This is a genomic window from Enterobacter sp. 302C9 (assembly GCF_034106085.1).
GTDB classification, from domain to species: domain Bacteria; phylum Pseudomonadota; class Gammaproteobacteria; order Enterobacterales; family Enterobacteriaceae; genus Enterobacter; species Enterobacter asburiae_B.
In genome coordinates, this window is sequence record NZ_JAWNBW010000015.1 from 40,760 (window position 1) to 63,083 (window position 22,324).

General features: G+C 56.8%; 20 protein-coding genes and 1 other annotated feature. Of the genes, 12 read left to right on the plus strand and 8 right to left on the minus strand.

Translation table 11 applies throughout. The features are described 5' to 3' along the window. Positions 1-42 precede the first annotated feature (42 nt). The 5 genes from mnmE to rpmH all read right to left on the minus strand — a co-directional run bounded on the left by mnmE (position 43) and on the right by rpmH (position 3,863). Complete coding sequence (mnmE, locus tag UR289_RS20120) at positions 43-1,407, minus strand: tRNA uridine-5-carboxymethylaminomethyl(34) synthesis GTPase MnmE (protein ID WP_182931361.1); 1,365 nt, start codon at positions 1,405-1,407, stop codon at positions 43-45. 72 nt (positions 1,408-1,479) lie between these two features. Beyond that, positions 1,480-3,123 (minus strand): membrane protein insertase YidC, encoded by a 1,644-nt coding sequence (gene yidC / locus UR289_RS20125; RefSeq protein WP_033144356.1) that lies wholly within the window; start codon positions 3,121-3,123, stop codon positions 1,480-1,482. A gap of 2 nt (positions 3,124-3,125) precedes the next feature. Then, the gene (gene yidD / locus UR289_RS20130) at positions 3,126-3,383 is read right to left on the minus strand and encodes a membrane protein insertion efficiency factor YidD (RefSeq protein WP_001307474.1); all 258 of its coding nucleotides are present in this window, start codon (positions 3,381-3,383) and stop codon (positions 3,126-3,128) included. After that, positions 3,347-3,706 (minus strand): ribonuclease P protein component, encoded by a 360-nt coding sequence (rnpA, locus tag UR289_RS20135; protein ID WP_032640303.1) that lies wholly within the window; start codon positions 3,704-3,706, stop codon positions 3,347-3,349. The genes yidD and rnpA overlap by 37 nt, the downstream gene beginning before the upstream one ends. A gap of 16 nt (positions 3,707-3,722) precedes the next feature. Then, the gene (rpmH, locus tag UR289_RS20140) at positions 3,723-3,863 is read right to left on the minus strand and encodes a 50S ribosomal protein L34 (RefSeq protein WP_000831330.1); all 141 of its coding nucleotides are present in this window, start codon (positions 3,861-3,863) and stop codon (positions 3,723-3,725) included. A 724-nt stretch (positions 3,864-4,587) separates the two neighbouring features. On the opposite strand from rpmH, the gene dnaA reads away from it, so the two are divergent. The 4 genes from dnaA to gyrB are packed head-to-tail and all read left to right on the plus strand — an operon-like array spanning position 4,588 to position 10,600. Continuing rightward, positions 4,588-5,982 carry a chromosomal replication initiator protein DnaA gene (gene dnaA / locus UR289_RS20145; protein ID WP_010426558.1) on the plus strand — a complete coding sequence of 465 codons (1,395 nt, stop codon included), beginning with the start codon at positions 4,588-4,590 and terminating at the stop codon, positions 5,980-5,982. A gap of 4 nt (positions 5,983-5,986) precedes the next feature. Beyond that, positions 5,987-7,087 (plus strand): DNA polymerase III subunit beta, encoded by a 1,101-nt coding sequence (gene dnaN, locus UR289_RS20150; protein WP_014830028.1) that lies wholly within the window; start codon positions 5,987-5,989, stop codon positions 7,085-7,087. Then, a complete protein-coding gene (recF, locus tag UR289_RS20155; protein ID WP_023309805.1) occupies positions 7,087-8,160 on the plus strand; it encodes a DNA replication/repair protein RecF in 1,074 nt (357 codons plus the stop codon). The genes dnaN and recF overlap by 1 nt, the downstream gene beginning before the upstream one ends. A gap of 28 nt (positions 8,161-8,188) precedes the next feature. After that, positions 8,189-10,600, plus strand: coding sequence for a DNA topoisomerase (ATP-hydrolyzing) subunit B (gene gyrB, locus UR289_RS20160; RefSeq protein ID WP_029741443.1), 2,412 nt, complete (start codon positions 8,189-8,191; stop codon positions 10,598-10,600). A 34-nt stretch (positions 10,601-10,634) separates the two neighbouring features. Here gyrB and UR289_RS20165 read toward each other — a convergent pair whose 3' ends face one another. Then, positions 10,635-11,570, minus strand: a complete 936-nt coding sequence (locus tag UR289_RS20165; RefSeq protein ID WP_320711412.1) for a LysR family transcriptional regulator — start codon at positions 11,568-11,570, stop codon at positions 10,635-10,637. A 110-nt stretch (positions 11,571-11,680) separates the two neighbouring features. Between UR289_RS20165 and UR289_RS20170 the strand changes: the two genes are divergently transcribed. The 3 genes from UR289_RS20170 (at position 11,681) to UR289_RS20180 (ending at position 14,914) form a co-directional block, all read left to right on the plus strand. Further along, positions 11,681-12,706 (plus strand): NAD(P)-dependent alcohol dehydrogenase, encoded by a 1,026-nt coding sequence (locus UR289_RS20170; RefSeq protein ID WP_320711413.1) that lies wholly within the window; start codon positions 11,681-11,683, stop codon positions 12,704-12,706. Between the two features lie 115 nt (positions 12,707-12,821). Beyond that, positions 12,822-13,634, plus strand: coding sequence for a sugar-phosphatase (gene yidA / locus UR289_RS20175; RefSeq protein ID WP_094935443.1), 813 nt, complete (start codon positions 12,822-12,824; stop codon positions 13,632-13,634). A gap of 50 nt (positions 13,635-13,684) precedes the next feature. Further along, positions 13,685-14,914 carry a DUF3748 domain-containing protein gene (locus UR289_RS20180; RefSeq protein ID WP_320711416.1) on the plus strand — a complete coding sequence of 410 codons (1,230 nt, stop codon included), beginning with the start codon at positions 13,685-13,687 and terminating at the stop codon, positions 14,912-14,914. Here UR289_RS20180 and UR289_RS20185 read toward each other — a convergent pair. Beyond that, positions 14,911-15,243 carry a YceK/YidQ family lipoprotein gene (locus UR289_RS20185; protein WP_039260364.1) on the minus strand — a complete coding sequence of 111 codons (333 nt, stop codon included), beginning with the start codon at positions 15,241-15,243 and terminating at the stop codon, positions 14,911-14,913. The genes UR289_RS20180 and UR289_RS20185 overlap by 4 nt on opposite strands. A gap of 248 nt (positions 15,244-15,491) precedes the next feature. Further along, positions 15,492-15,563 (plus strand) — a sequence feature (ROSE (Repression Of Heat Shock gene Expression) occurs in the 5'-region of heat shock genes and acts as an RNA thermometer to modulate expression.). Here UR289_RS20185 and ibpA point away from each other — a divergent pair. From ibpA to UR289_RS20200, 3 genes are all read left to right on the plus strand, one after another. After that, positions 15,557-15,967 carry a small heat shock chaperone IbpA gene (gene ibpA / locus UR289_RS20190; protein ID WP_008500162.1) on the plus strand — a complete coding sequence of 137 codons (411 nt, stop codon included), beginning with the start codon at positions 15,557-15,559 and terminating at the stop codon, positions 15,965-15,967. It overlaps the preceding feature by 7 nt. A 136-nt stretch (positions 15,968-16,103) precedes the next feature. Further along, the gene (ibpB, locus tag UR289_RS20195) at positions 16,104-16,532 is read left to right on the plus strand and encodes a small heat shock chaperone IbpB (protein WP_032662053.1); all 429 of its coding nucleotides are present in this window, start codon (positions 16,104-16,106) and stop codon (positions 16,530-16,532) included. A 165-nt stretch (positions 16,533-16,697) separates the two neighbouring features. Beyond that, positions 16,698-18,359: a putative transporter gene (locus UR289_RS20200; RefSeq protein WP_032662051.1), complete on the plus strand. Its 1,662-nt coding sequence runs from the start codon at positions 16,698-16,700 to the stop codon at positions 18,357-18,359. Here UR289_RS20200 and UR289_RS20205 read toward each other — a convergent pair. Beyond that, on the minus strand, positions 18,327-19,073 hold the full coding sequence (locus UR289_RS20205) for a GntR family transcriptional regulator (protein ID WP_033144348.1): 747 nt from the start codon (positions 19,071-19,073) through the stop codon (positions 18,327-18,329). The genes UR289_RS20200 and UR289_RS20205 overlap by 33 nt on opposite strands. Positions 19,074-19,294: 221 nt before the next feature. Between UR289_RS20205 and UR289_RS20210 the strand changes: the two genes are divergently transcribed. Both UR289_RS20210 and UR289_RS20215 read left to right on the plus strand, forming a co-directional pair. Further along, complete coding sequence (locus UR289_RS20210; protein WP_045888265.1) at positions 19,295-20,917, plus strand: alpha-glucoside-specific PTS transporter subunit IIBC; 1,623 nt, start codon at positions 19,295-19,297, stop codon at positions 20,915-20,917. Further along, on the plus strand, positions 20,914-22,236 hold the full coding sequence (locus UR289_RS20215) for a 6-phospho-alpha-glucosidase (protein ID WP_320711420.1): 1,323 nt from the start codon (positions 20,914-20,916) through the stop codon (positions 22,234-22,236). The genes UR289_RS20210 and UR289_RS20215 overlap by 4 nt, the downstream gene beginning before the upstream one ends. Positions 22,237-22,324 lie beyond the last annotated feature (88 nt).

Below are 22,324 nucleotides of genomic sequence, written 5' to 3' on the forward strand. Positions count from 1 at the left end.
CAATGGTGATTTCCCGGGAGGAAATCACCATCAAAGCGGGCCTTACTTACCGATACAGAAGCTTGAGAAAATTCGTCCCAGCAGATCGTCCGACGTAAACTCCCCGGTGATTTCGCTCAGATTCTGCTGCGCCAGACGCAGCTCTTCCGCCAGCAGTTCGCCCGCCCACGCGCCGATAAGCTGCGCTTTACCCTGAACAAGGTGGTTTGCCGCCTCTTCCAGCGCCTGCAGGTGACGACGACGCGCGAGGAAGCCGCCTTCCATGCTGGTGTCAAAGCCCATGCTCTGCTTGAGATGGTTGCGCAGGTCTTCAACGCCTTCACCGGTACGCGCCGACAGGCGAATCAGTGAGTGACCATTCACATCGCTGATGCCCAGCGTTTCGCCGGTGACGTCCGCTTTGTTGCGTACCACGGTGATGGGCAGTTTCGCCGGCAGACGGGCGATAAAGTCTGGCCAGATTTCTGCCGGGTCAACGGCGTCGGTCGTGGTGCCGTCCACCATAAACAGCACGCGGTCTGCCTGCTCGATCTCCTGCCAGGCGCGTTCGATACCGATGCGTTCAACCTCGTCGCTGGCATCGCGCAGGCCGGCGGTATCAATGATATGCAGCGGCATCCCGTCGATGTGGATATGCTCGCGCAGCACGTCGCGGGTGGTGCCGGCAATGTCGGTGACGATTGCCGCTTCACGGCCCGCCAGGGCGTTCAGCAGGCTCGATTTCCCGGCGTTAGGACGTCCGGCAATGACAACCTTCATCCCTTCGCGCAGCAGGCTGCCCTGGCGCGCTTCGGCGCGCACGGCGTCGAGATCGTTCATTACCTGGTTGAGCTGGGCTTCGATTTTACCGTCAGAGAGGAAGTCGATCTCCTCATCCGGGAAGTCGATAGCCGCTTCCACGTAGATCCGCAGGTGAGTAAGTGCTTCCACAAGGTGATTTACGCGGGCGGAGAATGCCCCCTGCAGCGAGTTCAGGGCGGAGCGGGCCGCCTGTTCAGAACTGGCGTCGATCAGGTCTGCAATCGCTTCTGCCTGCGCCAGGTCGAGCTTGTCGTTGAGGAAGGCACGCTCGGAGAACTCGCCCGGCTTCGCAATGCGCAGGCCCGGCAGGGTCAGGATACGTTTTAACAGCAGGTCGAGGATAACCGGGCCGCCGTGGCCCTGCAGCTCCAGCACGTCTTCACCGGTAAAGGAGTTCGGGCCGGGGAACCACAGCGCAATGCCCTGGTCCAGCGGCGTGCCGTCGGTATCTTTAAACGGCAGGTAATCAGCGTAGCGCGGCTTTGGCAGTTTACCCAGCACCGCTTCGGCCACCTCGCGCGCCTTCAGGCCGGAGATACGCAGAATGCCTACACCACCGCGTCCCGGTGGGGTTGCCTGGGCGACGATAGTGTCGTTATGGCTCATGGTTGGTCTCGTTCAATACAAATAAAAAAGGCGGTCAATCGACCGCCCTTATTTTAGCGTTAACTTACCGAATCAGGACTTTTTCTTTTCGCGGCTATGCAGGCCACGTTTTTCCAGACCACGGTAAATCAGCTGCTGCTGGATGATGGTCACCAGGTTGCTGACGATATAGTACAGCACCAGACCTGACGGGAACCACAGGAAGAACACGGTGAAGATGACCGGCATAAAGGTCATGATCTTCTGCTGCATCGGGTCGGTCACGGTGGTCGGCGACATCTTCTGGATGAAGAACATCGTCACGCCCATCAGGATCGGCAGGATGTAGTACGGGTCCTGTGCGGACAGGTCATGGATCCACAGTGCGAACGGCGCGTGGCGCAGCTCAACGGAACCCATCAGCATGTAGTACAGCGCAAGGAAGATTGGCATCTGAATCAGCAGCGGGAAGCAACCACCCAGTGGGTTTACTTTCTCTGCTTTATACAGGGCCATCATTTCCTGGCTCTGACGCTGTTTGTCATCGCCCAGACGCTCACGCATCGCCGCAATTTTCGGCTGCAGCATACGCATCTTCGCCATGGAGGTGTACTGCGCTTTAGTCAGCGGGTACATGATGCCACGAACGATGAAGGTAATAACGATGATGGAGAAGCCCCAGTTACCCAGGAAGCTGTGGATGAACTTCAGCAGCTTAAACAGCGGCTGAGAGATGAACCACAACCAGCCGTAATCGACGGTCAGATCCAGGTGCGGCGCAACAGCGGCCATTTTGTCCTGAATTTCCGGGCCGACCCACAGGGTGCTTGCCATCTTACCGGTTTGACCCGGCTGAACCAGAACCGGCTGGGATTTGTAGCCGATGGCTGCAAGACCGTTACCCAGATTCGCGGTATAGAAGTTATTCGTACCGTCGTTGTTTGGGATCCAGGCCGTTGCGAAATACTGTTGCAACATCGCAACCCAACCGCCTTTGGAACTAACGTTCAGGTTTTCGTTATCGGCAATGGTGTCGAATTTGTATTTCTCATACTTCGCGTCTGGCGTGGAGTACGCCGCGCCACGGAAGGTATGCAGCGCAAAGTTGCTGCTTCCGGTGTCACGGTGAGACGGCAGATTGATGGACTGCTTCAGCTGGCCAAAGGTCGACAGCTCCAGTGGTTTCGCACTGGCGTTCTGTACGCTGTAGCCCACGTTCACCGCATATTCACCGCGTTTCAGGGTGAAGGTTTTAGTGAAGGTGTTGCCTGCGGCGTCGGTGTACGTCATCGGGATCGCGAGTTCGTTCTGACCATCAGCCAGTACAAAGGTGTCGCTCTCGACGTTATACAGTGGACGCGCACCGTTAGCCGGGTTATCCGGGCCATCACGACCGGTCAGGCCGCTCTGCGCCTGGTAGATAAACTCAGGCGTGGTTTCCAGTAACTGGAACGGTTCGTTAGACTTCAGCTCTTTCGGGTAGGTCAACAGCAGCGCCTGCTCAACATCACCACCACGGGTGTTGATTGTCAGCTCAAGCACATCGGTCTTAACCGTAATCTGTTTCCCCTGGCCACTGGCCGGTACGCCCTGGTCGGCGGCGCTACCCGCTGCGGTGGTCGTAGTCTGCGTGGTCTGCTGCTGGGGTTGAGGATTTTTATCCTGCTCCCATGCCTGCCAGATCATGAAAGACACGAACAACAAAGCGATGATAAGAAGATTGCGTTGCGAATCCATCGTTAGTGTTCTCTGGTATCAAAGGGTCCTGGGGGGACGGGGTCGTCTCCACCGGGGTGTAAAGGGTGGCATTTTAATACGCGTTTCACCGTCAACCAACTGCCTTTTATCACTCCAAACCTGCGCAATGCCTCAATTCCGTAGCTTGAGCATGTTGGTGTGAAACGGCAGTGCGGCCCGAGTAGCGGACTAATCAGGCGTTGATAGACCCGAATGAGGGCTATCAGGACCCGTGAGCCAGGCGACAGTGGCGGCGCCATAATTTTTCCAACGCTTCCGAGAGAGCACGGTTATCGAGGTCGGCAACCCCTTTTTTAGCCACCACCACGAAATCCATTGAAGGCAGTTCGTGCTGACGTAAACGGAAGCTTTCACGCGTCAGACGTTTAATCCGATTGCGTTCATGCGCACGCTTAACATTTTTCTTGGCGACTGTGAGACCGATACGGGGATGCCCCAGCGAATTTTGGCGGCCGAGGATGGTGATTTGCGGCGTGCCAGCCCGTAGTGGCTGCTGGAAGACGAAAGTGAAATGAGCGGGAGTTAACAAACGTAACTCCCTGGGAAATGCTAGCTTAACCACTCAGGGGTTAGCTTTATTACTTGGAAACGGTCAGACGAGCGCGGCCTTTAGCACGACGACGTGCCAGAACCTGACGACCATTTTTAGTAGCCATACGAGCACGGAAGCCGTGAGAACGGTTGCGCTTCAGTACAGACGGTTGAAAAGTGCGTTTCATGGCGATTTCTACCTAAACTTGAATAAATTCACTGACTTTTGCGTATACCCGAACGAGTTTCGAACGACTAACGCCTCAGCGTGGGTGATTAAAGAGGCCGGATTGTAATAATTGTACACTCCGGAGTCAATTCTCTTTCCTTATTTCCCGCGTATTTCCGCACGTTTTCGCGTGGAAAATGAGCAACGGACGACGCAGGAAGATGAGCATCACGCGCCGGGTCGAGGATTATACGGCCTCGCCAACAAAGCGCAAGGATCGTCCCGGATCTTCGTTAGATCATTTAAGCAATAAATTGTCTGTGCTCATTAATTTTTCCAATATGCGGACTAAATCGTGGGGCACTGGCGCCAGGATCGTTTACACTTATCCGGTTCCGGATCTTCCTGTGGATAAATCGGGAAGAATCTGTGAGAAACAGAAGATCTCTGGCTCAGTTTAGGCTATGATCCGCGGTCCCGATCGGGATCCAGCGATCCTGGCCGGGTATGACACAAATTCGTTCACGCTGTATCAAGGCGGCAAAGGAGCGAGCCCTCTGGAGCGTACACAAGAACGTGACTGGGGCGAGCGAGTGCAGCCAACGCAGAGACGGCTTGAACGATGAAGTGTATAACCGCAGATAGCGGTTCGCACATCACCCTTTTGCACAGGGTCATGTCGATGTGCGCCAACAATCATGAATATTCAATAGTTTTCTTTTATTGTTCGAGTGGAGTCCGCCGTGTCACTTTCGCTTTGGCAGCAGTGTCTTGCCCGATTGCAGGATGAGTTACCAGCCACAGAATTCAGTATGTGGATCCGCCCATTGCAGGCGGAACTGAGCGATAACACGCTGGCTTTGTATGCGCCAAACCGTTTTGTGCTCGATTGGGTAAGGGACAAGTACCTTAATAACATCAATGGACTGCTGAACGATTTCTGCGGGTCAGATGCCCCGCAGCTGCGCTTTGAAGTGGGCACAAAGCCGGTGACCCAAACCGTCCGTGAAACCGTGAACGTAGCAGCGCCCGCTCAGGCCGCGCCTGCTCCGGCCCCTCGCGTCGCACCCGCTCGTCAGGGCTGGGATAATGTCCCCGCACCGGCTGAGCCAACCTACCGCTCTAACGTTAACGTGAAACACACGTTCGATAACTTCGTTGAAGGTAAGTCGAACCAGCTGGCGCGCGCGGCGGCTCGTCAGGTTGCTGATAATCCCGGTGGGGCCTACAACCCGCTGTTCCTTTACGGCGGCACGGGTCTGGGTAAAACGCACCTGCTGCATGCAGTGGGTAACGGCATTATGGCGCGCAAGCCCAATGCCAAAGTGGTGTATATGCACTCCGAGCGCTTCGTTCAGGACATGGTAAAAGCCCTGCAAAACAATGCGATCGAAGAGTTTAAACGCTACTATCGTTCCGTTGACGCGCTGCTCATCGATGACATCCAGTTCTTTGCGAATAAAGAACGATCGCAGGAAGAGTTTTTCCACACCTTCAATGCCCTGCTGGAAGGCAATCAGCAGATCATTTTGACCTCGGATCGTTATCCAAAAGAGATCAACGGCGTTGAAGATCGTCTGAAATCCCGCTTCGGCTGGGGCCTGACCGTGGCGATCGAGCCACCGGAGCTGGAAACCCGCGTCGCGATCCTGATGAAGAAAGCCGATGAAAACGACATTCGCCTGCCGGGCGAAGTGGCGTTCTTCATTGCCAAGCGTCTGCGCTCCAACGTGCGCGAGCTGGAAGGGGCGCTGAACCGCGTTATCGCCAATGCCAACTTTACCGGTCGTGCGATCACCATCGATTTTGTGCGTGAAGCGCTGCGCGATTTGCTGGCATTGCAGGAAAAACTGGTCACTATCGACAATATTCAAAAGACGGTGGCTGAGTACTACAAGATCAAAGTGGCAGATTTACTGTCTAAACGTCGTTCCCGCTCGGTGGCGCGTCCGCGTCAGATGGCGATGGCGCTGGCAAAGGAGTTAACCAACCACAGTCTGCCGGAAATCGGGGATGCGTTTGGTGGCCGTGACCATACGACCGTGCTGCACGCTTGTCGTAAGATTGAGCAGTTACGCGAAGAAAGCCACGACATAAAAGAAGATTTTTCCAATTTAATCAGAACATTATCATCGTGACGCTATGAAATTTACCGTTGAACGTGAACATTTATTAAAACCGCTGCAACAGGTGAGTGGCCCATTAGGTGGCCGCCCAACGCTGCCTATTCTCGGAAACCTGCTGCTTCAGGTCGCGGACGGTACGCTGTCGCTGACCGGTACAGATCTGGAAATGGAAATGATCGCGCGCGTTACGCTGACGCAGCCGCACGACGCGGGCGCGACCACGGTTCCGGCACGTAAATTCTTTGATATCTGCCGCGGGCTGCCGGAAGGCGCTGAAATCGCCGTGCAGCTGGAAGGCGACCGTATGCTGGTGCGCTCTGGCCGCAGCCGTTTCTCGCTCTCCACGCTGCCTGCTGCGGACTTCCCGAACCTGGACGACTGGCAGAGCGAAGTTGAATTCACCCTGCCGCAGGCGACGATGAAGCGTCTGATTGAAGCCACGCAGTTCTCCATGGCGCATCAGGACGTCCGTTACTACTTAAACGGCATGCTGTTCGAAACCGAAGGTGAAGAGCTGCGTACCGTAGCCACCGACGGCCACCGTCTGGCGGTCTGTTCTATGCCGATTGGCGACGCGCTGCCAAACCATTCGGTGATCGTGCCGCGTAAAGGGGTGATTGAGCTGATGCGTATGCTCGACGGCGGCGACACGCCGCTGCGCGTGCAGATCGGCAGCAACAACATCCGCGCACACGTGGGCGATTTTGTTTTCACTTCGAAGCTGGTTGACGGTCGTTTCCCGGATTATCGCCGCGTATTGCCGAAGAATCCGGACAAAACGCTGGAAGCGGGCTGCGATAGCCTCAAGCAGGCCTTTGCCCGTGCAGCCATTCTCTCCAACGAGAAATTCCGCGGCGTGCGCCTGTACGTGAGTGAAAACCAGATCAAAATCACCGCTAACAACCCGGAGCAGGAAGAGGCAGAAGAGATTCTGGACGTCACCTACGCCGGCGCTGAGATGGAAATCGGCTTTAACGTCAGCTACGTACTGGATGTGCTGAATGCGCTGAAATGCGAAAACGTACGCATTCTGCTGACCGACTCCGTTTCAAGCGTACAGATTGAAGATGCCGCATCACAGTCGGCTGCCTATGTTGTTATGCCAATGAGACTGTAATGTCGCTCACCCGTCTGTTGATCCGCGACTTTCGCAATATCGAAAGCGCGGATCTCGCTTTATCTCCTGGCTTTAACTTCCTGGTTGGCGCAAACGGCAGCGGCAAAACCAGCGTGCTTGAGGCCATCTATACGCTCGGCCACGGTCGGGCGTTTCGCAGTTTGCAGATTGGTCGCGTCATTCGCCACGAGCAGGAATCCTTTGTTCTGCACGGGCGTTTGCAGGGGGCGGAGCGGGAAACCGCTATCGGCCTGACCAAAGACAAGCAGGGCGACAGCAAGGTGCGCATCGACGGCACCGACGGCCATAAAGTGGCGGAGCTGGCGCTGCTGATGCCAATGCAGCTGATTACGCCGGAGGGGTTTACTTTACTCAACGGCGGCCCCAAATACAGAAGAGCGTTCCTCGACTGGGGATGCTTTCACAACGAAGCCGGTTTCTTTAACGCCTGGAGCAACCTGAAGCGTCTGCTCAAGCAGCGTAACGCTGCACTGCGCCAGGTTACCCGTTACGCCCAGCTGCGTCCGTGGGACATGGAGTTAATCCCTCTCGCGGAACAAATCAGCAACTGGCGTGCCGAATACAGCGCAGGTATCGCCGAAGACATGGCCGACACCTGCAAACAGTTTTTACCCGAGTTCTCTCTCACCTTCTCTTTCCAGCGCGGCTGGGAGAAAGAGACGGATTATGCCGAGGTGTTAGAGAGAAGCTTCGAGCGTGACCGCATGTTGACCTACACCGCGCACGGCCCGCACAAGGCGGATTTCCGCATTCGTGCCGACGGTGCACCGGTGGAAGACACGCTGTCGCGCGGGCAGCTCAAGCTCCTGATGTGTGCGCTGCGCCTGGCACAGGGAGAGTTTCTCACACGCGAGAGCGGAAGACGCTGCCTGTACCTGATAGATGATTTTGCCTCGGAACTTGACGACGCGCGGCGCGGGCTGCTTGCCAGCCGCTTAAAAGCCACTCAGTCGCAGGTTTTCGTCAGCGCCATTAGCGCTGAACACGTTATAGACATGTCGGACGAAAATTCGAAGATGTTTACCGTGGAAAAGGGTAAAATAACGGATTAACCCAAGTTGAAATGAGCGAGAAACGTTGATGTCGAATTCTTATGACTCCTCCAGTATCAAAGTCCTGAAAGGGCTGGATGCGGTGCGTAAGCGCCCGGGTATGTATATCGGCGACACGGATGACGGCACCGGTCTGCACCACATGGTATTCGAGGTGGTAGATAACGCTATCGACGAAGCGCTCGCGGGTCACTGTAAAGACATCGTGGTCACCATCCATGCGGACAACTCCGTCTCCGTCACCGATGATGGTCGTGGCATCCCAACCGGTATTCACCCGGAAGAGGGCGTCTCTGCTGCGGAAGTGATCATGACCGTGCTGCACGCAGGCGGTAAGTTTGACGATAACTCCTATAAAGTTTCCGGCGGCCTGCACGGCGTAGGCGTCTCCGTGGTTAACGCCCTGTCGCAGAAGCTGGAGCTGGTTATCCAGCGCGAAGGCAAAATTCACCGTCAGCTCTATACGCACGGCGTGCCGCAGGCACCGCTGGCCGTTACCGGCGATACCGACAAAACCGGTACCATGGTGCGTTTCTGGCCGAGCCATGAAACCTTCACCAACGTCACCGAATTCGAGTACGACATCCTGGCGAAACGCCTGCGTGAACTGTCGTTCCTGAACTCCGGCGTCTCTATCCGCCTTAAAGACAAGCGTGACGGTAAAGAAGACCACTTCCATTACGAAGGTGGTATCAAAGCGTTCGTTGAGTATCTGAACAAGAACAAAACGCCTATTCACCCGAATATCTTCTATTTCTCCACCGAAAAAGACGGTATCGGCGTGGAAGTGGCGCTGCAGTGGAACGATGGTTTCCAGGAAAACATCTACTGCTTCACCAACAACATTCCACAGCGTGACGGCGGTACGCACCTTGCAGGCTTCCGTGCGGCGATGACCCGTACCCTGAACGCCTACATGGACAAAGAAGGCTACAGCAAGAAAGCGAAAGTCAGCGCCACCGGTGACGATGCCCGTGAAGGCCTGATTGCCGTTGTCTCCGTGAAGGTGCCGGATCCGAAGTTCTCCTCACAGACCAAAGACAAGCTGGTCTCTTCCGAGGTGAAATCGGCGGTTGAACAGCAGATGAACGAACTGCTGAGCGAATACCTGCTGGAAAACCCGTCCGACGCGAAAATCGTTGTGGGTAAAATTATCGATGCGGCGCGTGCCCGTGAAGCGGCGCGTAAAGCCCGTGAAATGACCCGTCGTAAAGGCGCGCTGGACTTAGCAGGCCTGCCGGGCAAACTGGCTGACTGCCAGGAACGTGACCCGGCGCTGTCCGAACTGTACCTCGTGGAAGGGGACTCCGCGGGCGGTTCTGCGAAGCAGGGCCGTAACCGTAAGAATCAGGCTATCCTGCCGCTGAAGGGTAAAATCCTCAACGTTGAGAAAGCCCGTTTCGACAAGATGCTCTCTTCTCAGGAAGTGGCGACGCTCATCACCGCGCTGGGCTGCGGCATCGGCCGTGATGAGTACAACCCGGACAAACTGCGCTACCACAGCATCATCATCATGACCGATGCGGACGTCGACGGCTCGCACATTCGTACGCTGCTGTTGACCTTCTTCTATCGTCAGATGCCTGAAATCGTTGAGCGTGGTCACGTCTACATTGCACAGCCGCCGCTGTACAAGGTGAAGAAAGGCAAGCAGGAACAGTACATTAAAGACGACGAAGCGATGGATCAGTACCAAATCGCGATCGCCCTTGATGGCGCGACCCTGCACGCGAACTCGCACGCCCCTGCACTGGCCGGTGAGCCGCTGGAGCGTCTGGTTTCCGAGTTCAACGCCACGCAGAAAATGATTACGCGTATGGAACGCCGTTATCCGAAAACGCTGCTGAAGGAGCTGGTTTATCAGCCAACCCTGACCGAAGCCGATCTGAGCGACGAGCAGACCGTGACCCGCTGGGTGAATGCCCTGGTGACCGATCTGAACGAAAAAGAGCAGCACGGCAGCATGTGGAAATGCGATATCCAGCAGAACGCCGATAAGCAGTTCGAGCCTATTATTCGCGTGCGTACCCACGGCGTTGACACCGACTATCCGCTGGAGCACGAGTTTGTGACCGGTCCGGAATACCGTCGTATCTGCACGCTCGGCGAGACGCTGCGCGGCCTGATCGAAGACGATGCGTTCATCGAACGTGGCGAACGTCGTCAGCCGGTAGCCAGCTTCGAGCAGGCGCTGGACTGGCTGGTGAAAGAGTCTCGTCGTGGTCTTGCGATCCAGCGCTATAAAGGTCTGGGCGAAATGAACCCGGACCAGCTGTGGGAAACCACCATGGATCCGGAAAGCCGCCGCATGCTGCGCGTCACCGTTAAGGACGCGATTGCTGCGGACCAGCTGTTCACGACCCTGATGGGCGATGCGGTTGAACCACGTCGTGCCTTCATCGAAGAGAACGCCCTGAAAGCGGCAAATATCGATATCTAATCGACGTTATACCGCACGATAACTGGCCGCGCTTTTAGCGCGGCTTTTTTGTGGGCGCAGGCATATCCAGCGACATCACGGATGGTAAACGGCTCGCCAGCGTATCTATCGCTATTCTTACCCTCAGCGGCAGATGCGGCGTCTGCTGCCACACCGCATGAACGTTGAAATGCACATCCGGTGCCTGCTTCAGGAGCGGCACGAGTTTACCCTGGTGAATATCTTTGACGACCATCCAGCAGGGCAGCCATGCAATGCCGTGTCCGGCCAGCACAGCGTCGCAGATCGCCTGCAAATCATCCATATTGAGTGACGATCGGGGCGTAAAGGAGTGCGACGTTCCTTCGTTATCCATCAGCTGCCAGGACAACACTCTGCCTGCGCTCAAATAGTTAATGGCCTTATGCTGGGATAAATCATTAACGCTTTGTGGCTGGCCTTTCTTCAGCAGATACTCCGGCGCGGCGCACAGCACCATCCGGTGTTCTCCCAGCTTTCTGGCGACCAGCACGCTGCTGTCCTGAAGCGTGCCGTTACGCACCGCCATATCAAACCCTTCCTCGACGAGATCCACCACGCGGTCGCTGAATGACATTTCCAGTTCAAGCCCGGGGTGTTCCTGCGCCAGCGCTATCAGCAAGGGGGCGACGCACTGGCGACCAAACAGCACCGGCATGGCAACGCGCAGGCGGCCACTGACCTGCTGTTTCCCCGTTTCAAGCAGCGATTCCGCACCCCGAATCTCCTCCAGCGCGCGCAGACAGCGTTCATAAAAAAGGGCGCCGTTATCGGTCAGACTCTGGCTGCGGGTGGTGCGCTGAAAAAGACGTACCCCCAGCCGCTGTTCGAGGCGAGCGATGCTTTTTCCGACCGCCGAACGTGACAAATGCAGGCGAATCGCGGCCTGCGCGAAACTTCCCGCCTCAACGGCGGCCACGAAAACAGGAATATCCTTCAGCGTATCGGTCATGGATTGTATCTATTCTGGCGTCAATAAAGAGAAAACTTATCGCCACTGGCGACCTTTAGTCAACGGTAGACTGTCAGGACTAAAGCTCATCTGATGGCAGGAGAAATAAAATGACAGAGACAATGCAACGCTGGTCCATGGATGCCCTCGGGCGCGAGAACCTCAAGCTGACTCAGGCGCCCGTTCCACAGCCAGGTCCGGGTGAAGTGCGCGTGCGCGTAAATGCCGTTGCGCTTAACTATCGCGATAAAATGGTTGTTGAAGGCACAATGCCGATCCCGCTTTCCTTCCCGTTTACCCCGGCGTCTGACATGGCGGGCGTGGTGGACAGCATTGGTGAAGGCGTTACGCGCTTCCAGCCCGGCGCGCGCGTCATCTCAACCTTCTTCCCGGAGTGGATCGACGGTAAGCCGCAGGCGGACGCGCGCAATCTGCCCTATAAAACGTCCGGCGGATACTTCCAGGGCATGCTGTCTGAGTATGTGATTGTAAAGGAAGACGCGCTGGTGGCCTCTCCGGAGACCCTGGATGACGCCGAGGCCAGCACCTTACCCTGCGCAGGGCTTACCGCCTGGTTTGCGCTGGTGGAGCGCGGCCAGCTGCGCGCCGGGCAATCGGTGCTGGTGCAGGGCACGGGCGGCGTGGCGATCTTCGCCCTTCAGATTGCAAAAGCGCACGGCGCGGAGGTGTTTGTCACCTCGGGGAGCGATGAGAAACTGGCGCTGGCCAAAACGCTGGGGGCCAGCCACGGCATCAACCGCCTGAAAAGCGACTGGGCTGAAAATACGCTGGCGCTCACGCAGGATCGCGGTATCGACCATATTATCGAAACCGTCGGTGGAGAGAACCTGAAGCATTCCCTGCGCGCCGTTGCCGTTCACGGACGTCTCTCCGTCATTGGCGTGCTCGCCGGGACGGAGATGACCCTCTCTGCTGGCGAACTGCTGCTGAAATCCCCCGTCATTCAGGGGATTGGCGTGGGGCATCGCCGGGCGCTGGAAGATTTTGTCCGCGCTGTTGACGTCACGGGGCTGAAGCCGGTGATTGAGCATCGCTATCGTTTTAACGAGCTTGAACAGGCGTTTGAACATCTGGATCGCGGCGCGTTCGGTAAAATTGTGCTCACCCGCGAGTAAGCCTTCGTTCCCCGGAATAAGCGTAAAAGGGGCATTCCTGTTGCGCAATATAGCTCTATTTTTGTGTGCTTAATCGCGTTAGCATGAGGCAGCACTCATTTATTCCGGGGAACTCATGGCTATCAAACTCATTGCAATCGACATGGACGGCACGCTGCTGCTGCCAGACCACACCATCTCTCCAGCTGTTAAAAACGCGATCGCCGCGGCGCGCGCTAAGGGCGTGAATGTGGTCCTGACCACGGGGCGTCCGTATGCGGGCGTACACAGCTACCTGAAAGAGCTGCACATGAATCAGCCGGGCGACTACTGCATCACCTATAACGGCGCGCTGGTGCAGAAAGCCGCAGATGGCAGTACGGTTGCGCAAACCGCGCTGAGCTACGAAGACTATCTGTTCCTGGAAAAACTGTCCCGTGAAGTGGGTTCCCACTTCCACGCGCTCGATCGCAATACGCTCTATACCGCCAACCGCGATATCAGCTACTACACGGTACATGAATCCTACGTTGCGACCATTCCGCTGGTGTTCTGTGAAGCGGAGAAAATGGACCCGGCGACGCAGTTCCTGAAAGTGATGATGATCGACGAGCCGGAGATCCTGGATAAAGCGATTGCGCGCATTCCGGCGGAGGTAAAAGAGAAGTACACCGTGCTGAAAAGTGCGCCGTACTTCCTCGAAATCCTCGATAAACGCGTCAATAAAGGCACCGGTGTCAAATCGCTGGCCGATGCGCTGGGCATTAAACAGGACGAGATCATGGCGCTGGGCGACCAGGAAAATGACATCGCGATGATTGAATTCGCCGGTATGGGCGTGGCGATGGATAACGCGATCCCATCGGTGAAAGAGGTGGCCAACTTCGTGACCAAATCCAACCTCGAAGACGGCGTGGCTTATGCCATTGAGAAGTTTGTGCTGAACTAAAAACCCGCTTGCGATACCCTGATGCGATAACTGCGCATCAGGGTATCCTCATGAAACAAATCACCTTCGCTTCCCGCAACCACCAGCTGACCAACATCAATACCTGGACGCCGGACAGCCAGTGGCTGGTCTACGACGTGCGCCCGTCCGGTGCGTCGTTCACCGGTGAAACCATCGAGCGGGTCAATGTCGCGACGGGTGAGGTAGAGGTGGTTTATCGCGCGACTGACGGCGCGCATGTCGGCGTGGTGACCGTTCATCCTGCAGAAGAGAAATATGTCTTTATCCACGGCCCGAAAAACCCGGATGCCGACTGGCGCTACGATTTTCATCATCGCCAGGGAGTGATTGCGCAAAACGGTCAGGTGAGCAACCTGGACGCGATGGATATCACCGCGCCTTACACCGCAGGCGCGCTGCGCGGGGGTAGCCACGTCCATGTCTTCAGCCCGAACGGGCAGCTCGTCAGCTTTACCTATAACGACCATGTCCTGCACGAGCGCGATCCTAAACTCGATTTACGCAACGTCGGCGTGGCTGCGCCTTATGGCCCGGTGAATCCGCAGGGGAACCATCCCCGTGAATATTCGGGAACCTTCTGGAGCGTGCTGGTTAGCCGTACCACGCCCAACCCTCGGCCGGGCAGCGATGAAATCAACCGCGCTTACGAAGAGGGCTGGGTGGGCAACGACAGGCTGGCGTTTATCGGCGATACCCTCTCCGCGCAGGGCGAAAAAGTCCCCGAACTGTTTATCGTCGACCTGCCGGAAGACGAGCAGGGCTGGAAGCGTGCGGGCGATGCGCCGCTACAGGGCACGACGGAGACCCTGCCAGCCCCGCCTGCAGGAGTGAACCAGCGTCGTTTGACCTTTACGCATCAGAGGGCGTACCCGGGCCTGGTGAACGTGCCGCGTCACTGGGTTCGCAGCAACCCGCAGGGGACGCAGATTGCGTTTCTGATGCGGGATGATAACGGCATTGTGCAGCTGTGGCTGATCTCTGCTGAAGGCGGCGAGCCGCGCCAGTTGACGCGTACCGGGAGCGATATTCAGTCAGCATTTAACTGGCATCCTGAGGGCGACAGTCTGGGGTTTGTGCTCGAAAATCGGATCGCCTGCTGCGACGCACGGACCGGAGAGGTGACGTTTTTGACGTCCGATCATGGCAACCCACCGTCTGCTGATGCGGTCGTGTTTTCCCCGGACGGGCGCGTTATTGCGTGGATGGAGGAGACAGCCGGTTTCCGTCAGCTTTGGGTAACGGAAACCGCGCAGTACTAGCGTGGAGGCATGTCCGCGGGCGGGATGACGGCGTTTGTCGCCAGATTTTCCTGCTCGCTTTTCTCTACCCGCGAGCGCACGGAGTTATCCTTACGAAACATATCCCACGGCAGCAAAAGCGTATCCGCCACGGCCGTAAACGGCATATCCAGGATAACCAGGGATTTGGTGCCCCAGTTTGTATCGTCATCGGAGAGCATCGCCGCGCTGGCGCGCGTCCCCGGATATGTTCCTTCTTTACCGCCGGTGTGAGACATCACGCTCGAACACCCGCAAAGTAAAACTACCCCGCTGAACGTCGTCAGCTTTATCAGAACATTTTTCATCATCACTCAGTCATCGTTAATGGCACTGCATAGACCTGCAACTCAGGGTTATAGCGAGCCTTATCCAAAATGGATAGCCCTATAACCCCGCACTGTGGCAGCCATCGCAATTTAACCCTTTGTGCTGTTGTCCCAGTCTATGCGAGATGCAGGAAAGTGCAAAAAAAAGTGCAGCTGTCGTTCTTGAAAAGCCCGATTGCAGACCCATTTTAAGAATGTAGCCCGATAACGAACTCGCCTGATGGGTGTTCGGGGGCGCAAAGGCCTGTCCATGGTGGAAGGCTACAATTTCTCGCTGATTTCAGGAGTTTTATTTATGCGTAACTTCGATCTTTCTCCGCTATACCGTTCTGCAATTGGTTTTGACCGCCTGTTTAACCATTTAGAAAATAACCAAAGCCAGAGCAACGGCTACCCTCCATACAATGTTGAACTGGTTGACGAAAATCACTACCGCATCGCTATTGCCGTCGCCGGTTTTGCAGAAAACGAACTGGAGATCACCGCGCAGGACAACCTGCTGGTGGTGAAAGGTTCCCATACGGCCGAGCAGAAAGAACGTACCTATCTTTATCAGGGCATCGCCGAGCGCAACTTTGAACGCAAGTTCCAGTTAGCCGAGAACATTCACGTTAAAGGCGCGAACCTGGTTAACGGCCTGCTGTTTATCGAACTGGAACGTGTGATTCCGGAAGAGAAAAAACCGCGTCGTATCGAAATTAACTAATTACGCGGGTCGCGTAAGCGGCCCATCCAGACGTGCTTGCCGTAACGGGAGCATATGCGAATCCATCAGGATTTGCAGGAACAACTGTGCACAAAATTAGACTGTGCCGAACTCGCTTCTCAGAAGGAGATTTAGTATGCGTAACTATGATTTATCCCCTCTGCTGCGTCAGTGGATTGGTTTTGACAAACTGGCTAACGCCCTGCAAAGCACCACCGAGCAACAGACGTTTCCGCCGTACAACATCGAAAAGAGCGACGATAACCACTATCGCATTACCCTTGCGCTGGCCGGTTTCCGCCAGGACGATCTGGACATCCAGCTTGAAGGCACTCGCCTGACCGTGAAAGGCACGCCGGAAAAACAAGAGACCGAGACCAAATGGCTGCATCAGGGGCTGGTTAATCAGCCGTTCAGCCTGAGCTTTACCCTGGCAGACCATATGGAAGTGTCCGGCGCAACGTTTACCAACGGTCTGCTGCATATCGACCTGATCCGCAACGTGCCGGAAGCTATCGCGCCGCAGCGTATCGCCATTAGCGAGCGGCCTGCGTTGAATAGCTAATAGCGTGCGGGCTGATGCCATCACCCCGGCCCTCTCCCTACAGGAGAGGGTGAAAAGATAAAGCCCTGCCCCGGCAGGGCTTTTTTGTGCGCCATCACCCATACAACCGCCTCCGGCTCTGAGAGAATCCTTAGCATAACTAAGGTTATGCTAAGGAAGTGGGTCATGAGTGATATCGCGTTAACCGTCAGCGTGTTGGCCCTGGTCGCTGTTGTTGGCCTGTGGATAGGTAATATCAAAATCCGTGGCGTCGGGTTTGGGATAGGCGGGGTACTGTTTGGCGGCATTTTTGTCGGGCACTTCGCCGACAAGCTCGGGCTGGTCCTCAGCGCCGAAATGCTCCACTTTACTCAGGAGTTCGGCCTGATCCTCTTCGTTTATACCATCGGTATTCAGGTGGGACCGGGCTTTTTCGCCTCACTTCGGGTCTCCGGATTACGGCTCAACCTGTTTGCCCTCGGCATAGTGGTAATGGGCGGGCTGGTCACCGCAATTCTGCACAAAATCTTCGATATCCCGCTCCCCGTGGTGCTGGGCATTTTCTCCGGGGCGGTTACCAACACGCCTGCGCTCGGTGCCGGGCAGCAAATCCTGCGCGATTTGGGCATTGAACCCGGCATTGTCGACCAGATGGGGATGAGCTACGCCATGGCCTACCCGTTTGGGATTTGCGGCATTCTGCTTTCCATGTGGCTGGTACGCGTCCTGTTTCGCATTAACGTCGACAAAGAGGCAAAGGACCACGAAACCACGCTCACCAACGGCCATATGCCAATTAAAACCATCAACATTCGGGTCGATAACCCCAACCTGAACAATATGGCGATTCAGGACGTGCCGATCCTCAACAGCGCCAATATCATCTGCTCCCGCCTCAAGCGTGACGATATGCTGATGGTGCCCGCGCCCGGCACCGTCATTCAGCAGGGCGATCTGCTGCATCTGGTCGGCCAGCCCGGAGATTTAAACAACGCGCGGCTGGTGATTGGCCAGGAAGTGGATACCTCGCTCTCAACCCGCGGCACCGATATGCGCGTGGAACGCGTTGTGGTGACTAACGAACACGTTCTTGGCAAGAAAATACGCGATCTGCAGGTAAAAGAGCGCTACGACGTGGTGATCTCTCGCCTTAACCGTGCGGGTGTTGAACTGGTCGCCAGCCCGGAGGCCAGCCTGCAGTTCGGGGATATCCTCAACCTGGTCGGGCGCCCGTCGTCCATCGACGCCGTGGCGGATATGGTGGGTAACGCCCAGCAAAAGCTGCAGCAGGTGCAGATGCTGCCGGTGTTTATCGGTATTGGGCTTGGCGTGCTGCTCGGTTCTATTCCTGTGTACGTGCCGGGCTTCCCGGTGGCGCTCAAGCTGGGCCTGGCGGGCGGGCCGCTGATTATGGCGCTGATCCTCGGGCGTATCGGCTGTATCGGGAAGCTCTACTGGTTTATGCCGCCGAGCGCCAACCTGGCGCTGCGCGAGCTGGGTATCGTGCTGTTCCTGGCGGTGGTCGGCCTGAAATCCGGCGGTGATTTTGTCGATACCCTGGTCAAGGGCGAAGGGATGAGCTGGGTCGGATACGGCATCTTTATCACGGCGATCCCGTTGTTGACGGTGGGAATACTGGCGCGGATGTTCGCCAAAATGAACTACCTGACGCTGTGCGGGATGCTGGCGGGCTCCATGACCGATCCGCCCGCGCTGGCTTTTGCCAACAACCTGCACGCCACCAGCGGTGCGGCCGCGCTCTCCTATGCCACCGTCTATCCGCTGGTGATGTTCCTGCGCATCATCACACCGCAGCTACTGGCGGTGCTGTTCTGGGGGATGAGCTAGCAGGTCATCCGGGTGGATGCGCCGCAGATGGTAGTCCACCTGGTAATCACTGGTATTTCGGAACATCACGGAATAATTGAGGAACTCGCCGCTGTCGCTGTAGGAGAGAGAGGTAATTCGCAGCAGCGGCGTCTGTTCCGGCAGGTTCATATAACCGGCCAGCGTTTTATCTGCCAGCACCGGCGTCAGGCTCTCGTAGTTGCCGCTGATGGTGATCCCGCACTCCTTCTCGATGTAATCAAACTTAGACCCCTCAAGATGCGCCAGCGACAGATTGCGGAACAGCTTCACCGGCATAAAGCTGTCCTCCAGCATCAGCGGCTTCCCGTCCACGTAGCGCACCCGCCGGGAAAAGTAGATCCGCTCATCCACCTGAATCCGCAGCTGGCTTGCGATGGCGGGCGGGGCGGGCATCACTTCAAACTGTAAGACCTTACTCTGCACCTCTTTTCCCTGTTGACGCAGCACCTCCACCAGCCCGGTCAGGTTGGTGGTTTCGTGGTGAACGTCTTTGCGTGAGACAAAGGTTCCGCTGCCGTGCCGCCGCTCAACCAGCCCCCAGCTCACCAGCAGATCCAGCGCCTTGCGGATGGTCATTCGCGCCACGCCGAACTCCTGCGCCAGCGCTTTTTCGCCGGGCAGCGGGCTGCCGACGTTGTAGTCCGACGAATTCAGCCGCAGCCGCAATCTGTCAGCAATAGATTTGTAGATCACCAGTAGACCTCTCTGCCGTTATCAGGGCGTGGATTGCGTTCTGACATGTCCATATTTACCGCAAAAAGTAGACCTGATTGGTCAAAATAAAACCATGAATGCGATCACGAATCGCAGCGGCACGCCATGTTCGCGCATCAGTAACTTCTTATGCTCACCTCAGGCCAGCAAAAAACCATAAAGGCCTCTACCCCTACAGGTTGTTTCATGAGGATTTAAAAATGCTCAGTCAAATACAACGTTTTGGCGGTGCCATGTTTACCCCGGTGTTGCTGTTTCCGTTCGCCGGGATCGTGGTGGGAATCGCCATCATGCTTCGCAACCCGCTGTTTGTCGGCGAAGCCTTAACGGCCCCCGATCATCTTTTCGCGCAGATTGTCCATATCATTGAAGAGGGCGGCTGGGCGGTGTTTCGCAATATGCCGCTGATTTTTGCCGTTGGCTTACCGATTGGCCTGGCGAAGCAGGCGCAGGGCCGCGCCTGTCTTGCGGTGCTGATTAGCTTCCTGACCTGGAACTACTTTATTAACGCGATGGGGATGACCTGGGGCCACTTCTTCGGCGTCGACTTCTCCGCAGAACCGACGGCGGGAAGCGGGCTGGCGATGATTGCCGGCATCAAAACGCTCGATACCAGCATCATCGGCGCCATTGTGATCTCAGGCATCGTCACCGCCATCCACAACCGCTACTTCGACAAGCCGCTGCCGGTGTTTCTGGGGATTTTCCAGGGCAGCTCGTTTGTCGTCATCCTCGCGTTCTTCGTCATGATCCCCTGCGCCTGGCTGACGCTGCTGGGCTGGCCGAAAGTGCAGATGGGCATCGAGTCCCTGCAGGCGTTCCTGCGGTCCGCCGGTGCGCTGGGCGTGTGGGTGTATACCTTCCTGGAACGCATTCTGATCCCAACTGGATTGCACCACTTCGTCTACGGTCCGTTCATCTTCGGCCCGGCGGCGGTGGAAGGCGGCATTCAGGTCTACTGGGCACAGCACCTGCAGGAATTCAGCCAGAGCACCCTGCCGCTGAAAACCCTCTTCCCGGAAGGCGGATTCGCGCTGCACGGCAACTCAAAAGTGTTTGGCTCGGTCGGGATTGCGCTGGCGATCTGGTATACCGCGTCGCCGGAAAACCGCGTCAAGGTGGCGGGGCTGCTGGTCCCGGCCACGCTCACCGCCGTGCTGGTGGGCATCACTGAACCGCTTGAGTTCACCTTCCTGTTTATCTCGCCGCTGCTGTTTGCCGTGCACGCCGTGCTGGCGGCGACTATGGCAACGGTGATGTACGCCTTTGGCGTGGTCGGGAACATGGGCGGCGGCCTGCTGGACCAGTTCCTGCCGCAAAACTGGATCCCAATGTTCCACAACCACGCCTCGACGGTATTCACCCAGATCGGCATTGGCGTCTGCTTCACCGGGGTTTACTTCGTGGTCTTCAAAACGCTGATCGAACGTCTGAACCTGAAAACGCCGGGCCGGGAAGAGAGCGAAATCAAACTTTACAGCAAGGCCGACTATAAGGCGGCGCGCGGGCAAACCACCGCCCCGGCGGCGGCCAGCCAGCAGGTAGGGCAGGCCGCCGGATTCCTGCAGGCGCTCGGCGGCGCGGCCAACATCGAAAGCATCAACAACTGCGCCACCCGCTTGCGCATTGCGCTGGTGGATATGGCGAAAACCCAAAGCGATGACGTCTTCAAAGCCCTCGGCGCCCACGGCGTGGTGCGACGCGGCAACGGCATTCAGGTGATTGTCGGCCTGCACGTTCCTCAGGTGCGCGACCAGCTGGAATCGCTGATGAAAACCCCTTTAACGAATGAACAAACCACCCTGACAGAGGCTATATCATGAAAAAATTCTCAGTTGTTATTGCAGGCGGCGGCAGCACCTTTACGCCTGGTATCGTCCTGATGCTGTTAGCCAACCGCGACCGTTTCCCGCTGCGCGCGCTGAAGTTCTATGACAACGACTGCGCACGTCAGGAAACCATCGCCGAAGCGTGCAAAATCATCCTCAGGGAGCAGGCGCCGGAGATTGAATTCAGCTACACCACCGACCCTAAAGCGGCGTTTACCGATGTGGATTTTGTGATGGCGCATATCCGCGTGGGCAAATACCCGATGCGTGAAAAAGATGAAAAAATCCCGCTGCGCCACGGCGTGCTGGGCCAGGAAACCTGCGGGCCGGGCGGCATCTCCTACGGCATGCGCTCTATCGGCGGCGTGCTGGAGCTGGTGGATTATATGCAGCAGTACTCCCCGAACGCGTGGATGCTGAACTACTCCAACCCGGCGGCAATTGTTGCGGAAGCCACGCGCCGCCTGCGTCCGAACGCCAAAATCCTCAACATCTGCGATATGCCGATCGGCATTGAAGGGCGCATGGCGCAGATTGTCGGCCTGAAAAACCGCAAAGAGATGCGCGTGCGCTACTACGGCCTGAACCACTTCGGCTGGTGGACGTCGATTGAAGATCTCAACGGCAACGATCTGATGCCGAAACTGCGCGAATACGTGGCGAAAAACGGCTATGTGCCGCCTTCGGAAGATGCGCATACCGAAGCGAGCTGGAACGATACCTTTGCCAAAGCCAGAGACGTACAGGCGCTTGATCCGGATACCATGCCAAACACCTACCTGAAGTATTACCTGTTCCCGGACTACGTGGTCGCGCACTCCAACCCGGAACGCACCCGCGCCAATGAGGTCATGGATCACCGTGAAAAGCACGTGTTCAGCGCCTGCCGGGCAATTATTGAAGCCGGTCACTCCGCCGCCGGTGAGCTGGAAATCGACGAACATGCGTCGTACATCGTCGATCTGGCGACGGCGATTGCCTTCAACACTCAGGAGAGGATGCTGCTGATTGTGCCAAACAACGGGGCCATCCATAACTTTGATGCCGACGCGATGGTGGAGATCCCGTGCCTGGTAGGCCATAACGGCCCAGAGCCGCTTACGGTGGGCGATATTCCACACTTCCAGAAAGGGCTGATGAGCCAGCAGGTGGCGGTGGAAAAACTGGTGGTGGATGCCTGGGAGCAGCGCTCGTACCAGAAACTCTGGCAGGCGATCACCCTGTCGAAAACCGTGCCGAGCGCGTCCGTCGCGAAAGCGATTCTGGATGACCTGATCGAGGCCAATAAGGACTTCTGGCCAGCGCTGCACTAATCGTCCTGACCGGCATCGCCCGATGCCGGTCTCCTTGTCCTTGTCGATTTACGCTATGCTGAAGCCTGCCTGGAGCACGACAAGGAAC

Bases quoted from the DNA above. Each gene is read 5' to 3' on its own strand.
- mnmE (WP_182931361.1), bottom strand. From the start codon at position 1,407: ATGAGCCATAACGACACTATCGTCGCCCAGGCAACCCCACCGGGACGC.
- yidC (WP_033144356.1), bottom strand. From the start codon at position 3,123: ATGGATTCGCAACGCAATCTTCTTATCATCGCTTTGTTGTTCGTGTCT.
- yidD (WP_001307474.1), bottom strand. From the start codon at position 3,383: ATGGCGCCGCCACTGTCGCCTGGCTCACGGGTCCTGATAGCCCTCATT.
- rpmH (WP_000831330.1), bottom strand. From the start codon at position 3,863: ATGAAACGCACTTTTCAACCGTCTGTACTGAAGCGCAACCGTTCTCAC.
- dnaN (WP_014830028.1), top strand. From the start codon at position 5,987: ATGAAATTTACCGTTGAACGTGAACATTTATTAAAACCGCTGCAACAG.
- recF (WP_023309805.1), top strand. From the start codon at position 7,087: ATGTCGCTCACCCGTCTGTTGATCCGCGACTTTCGCAATATCGAAAGC.
- gyrB (WP_029741443.1), top strand. From the start codon at position 8,189: ATGTCGAATTCTTATGACTCCTCCAGTATCAAAGTCCTGAAAGGGCTG.
- UR289_RS20165 (WP_320711412.1), bottom strand. From the start codon at position 11,570: ATGACCGATACGCTGAAGGATATTCCTGTTTTCGTGGCCGCCGTTGAG.
- UR289_RS20170 (WP_320711413.1), top strand. From the start codon at position 11,681: ATGACAGAGACAATGCAACGCTGGTCCATGGATGCCCTCGGGCGCGAG.
- yidA (WP_094935443.1), top strand. From the start codon at position 12,822: ATGGCTATCAAACTCATTGCAATCGACATGGACGGCACGCTGCTGCTG.
- UR289_RS20180 (WP_320711416.1), top strand. From the start codon at position 13,685: ATGAAACAAATCACCTTCGCTTCCCGCAACCACCAGCTGACCAACATC.
- UR289_RS20185 (WP_039260364.1), bottom strand. From the start codon at position 15,243: ATGATGAAAAATGTTCTGATAAAGCTGACGACGTTCAGCGGGGTAGTT.
- ibpA (WP_008500162.1), top strand. From the start codon at position 15,557: ATGCGTAACTTCGATCTTTCTCCGCTATACCGTTCTGCAATTGGTTTT.
- ibpB (WP_032662053.1), top strand. From the start codon at position 16,104: ATGCGTAACTATGATTTATCCCCTCTGCTGCGTCAGTGGATTGGTTTT.
- UR289_RS20200 (WP_032662051.1), top strand. From the start codon at position 16,698: ATGAGTGATATCGCGTTAACCGTCAGCGTGTTGGCCCTGGTCGCTGTT.
- UR289_RS20210 (WP_045888265.1), top strand. From the start codon at position 19,295: ATGCTCAGTCAAATACAACGTTTTGGCGGTGCCATGTTTACCCCGGTG.
- UR289_RS20215 (WP_320711420.1), top strand. From the start codon at position 20,914: ATGAAAAAATTCTCAGTTGTTATTGCAGGCGGCGGCAGCACCTTTACG.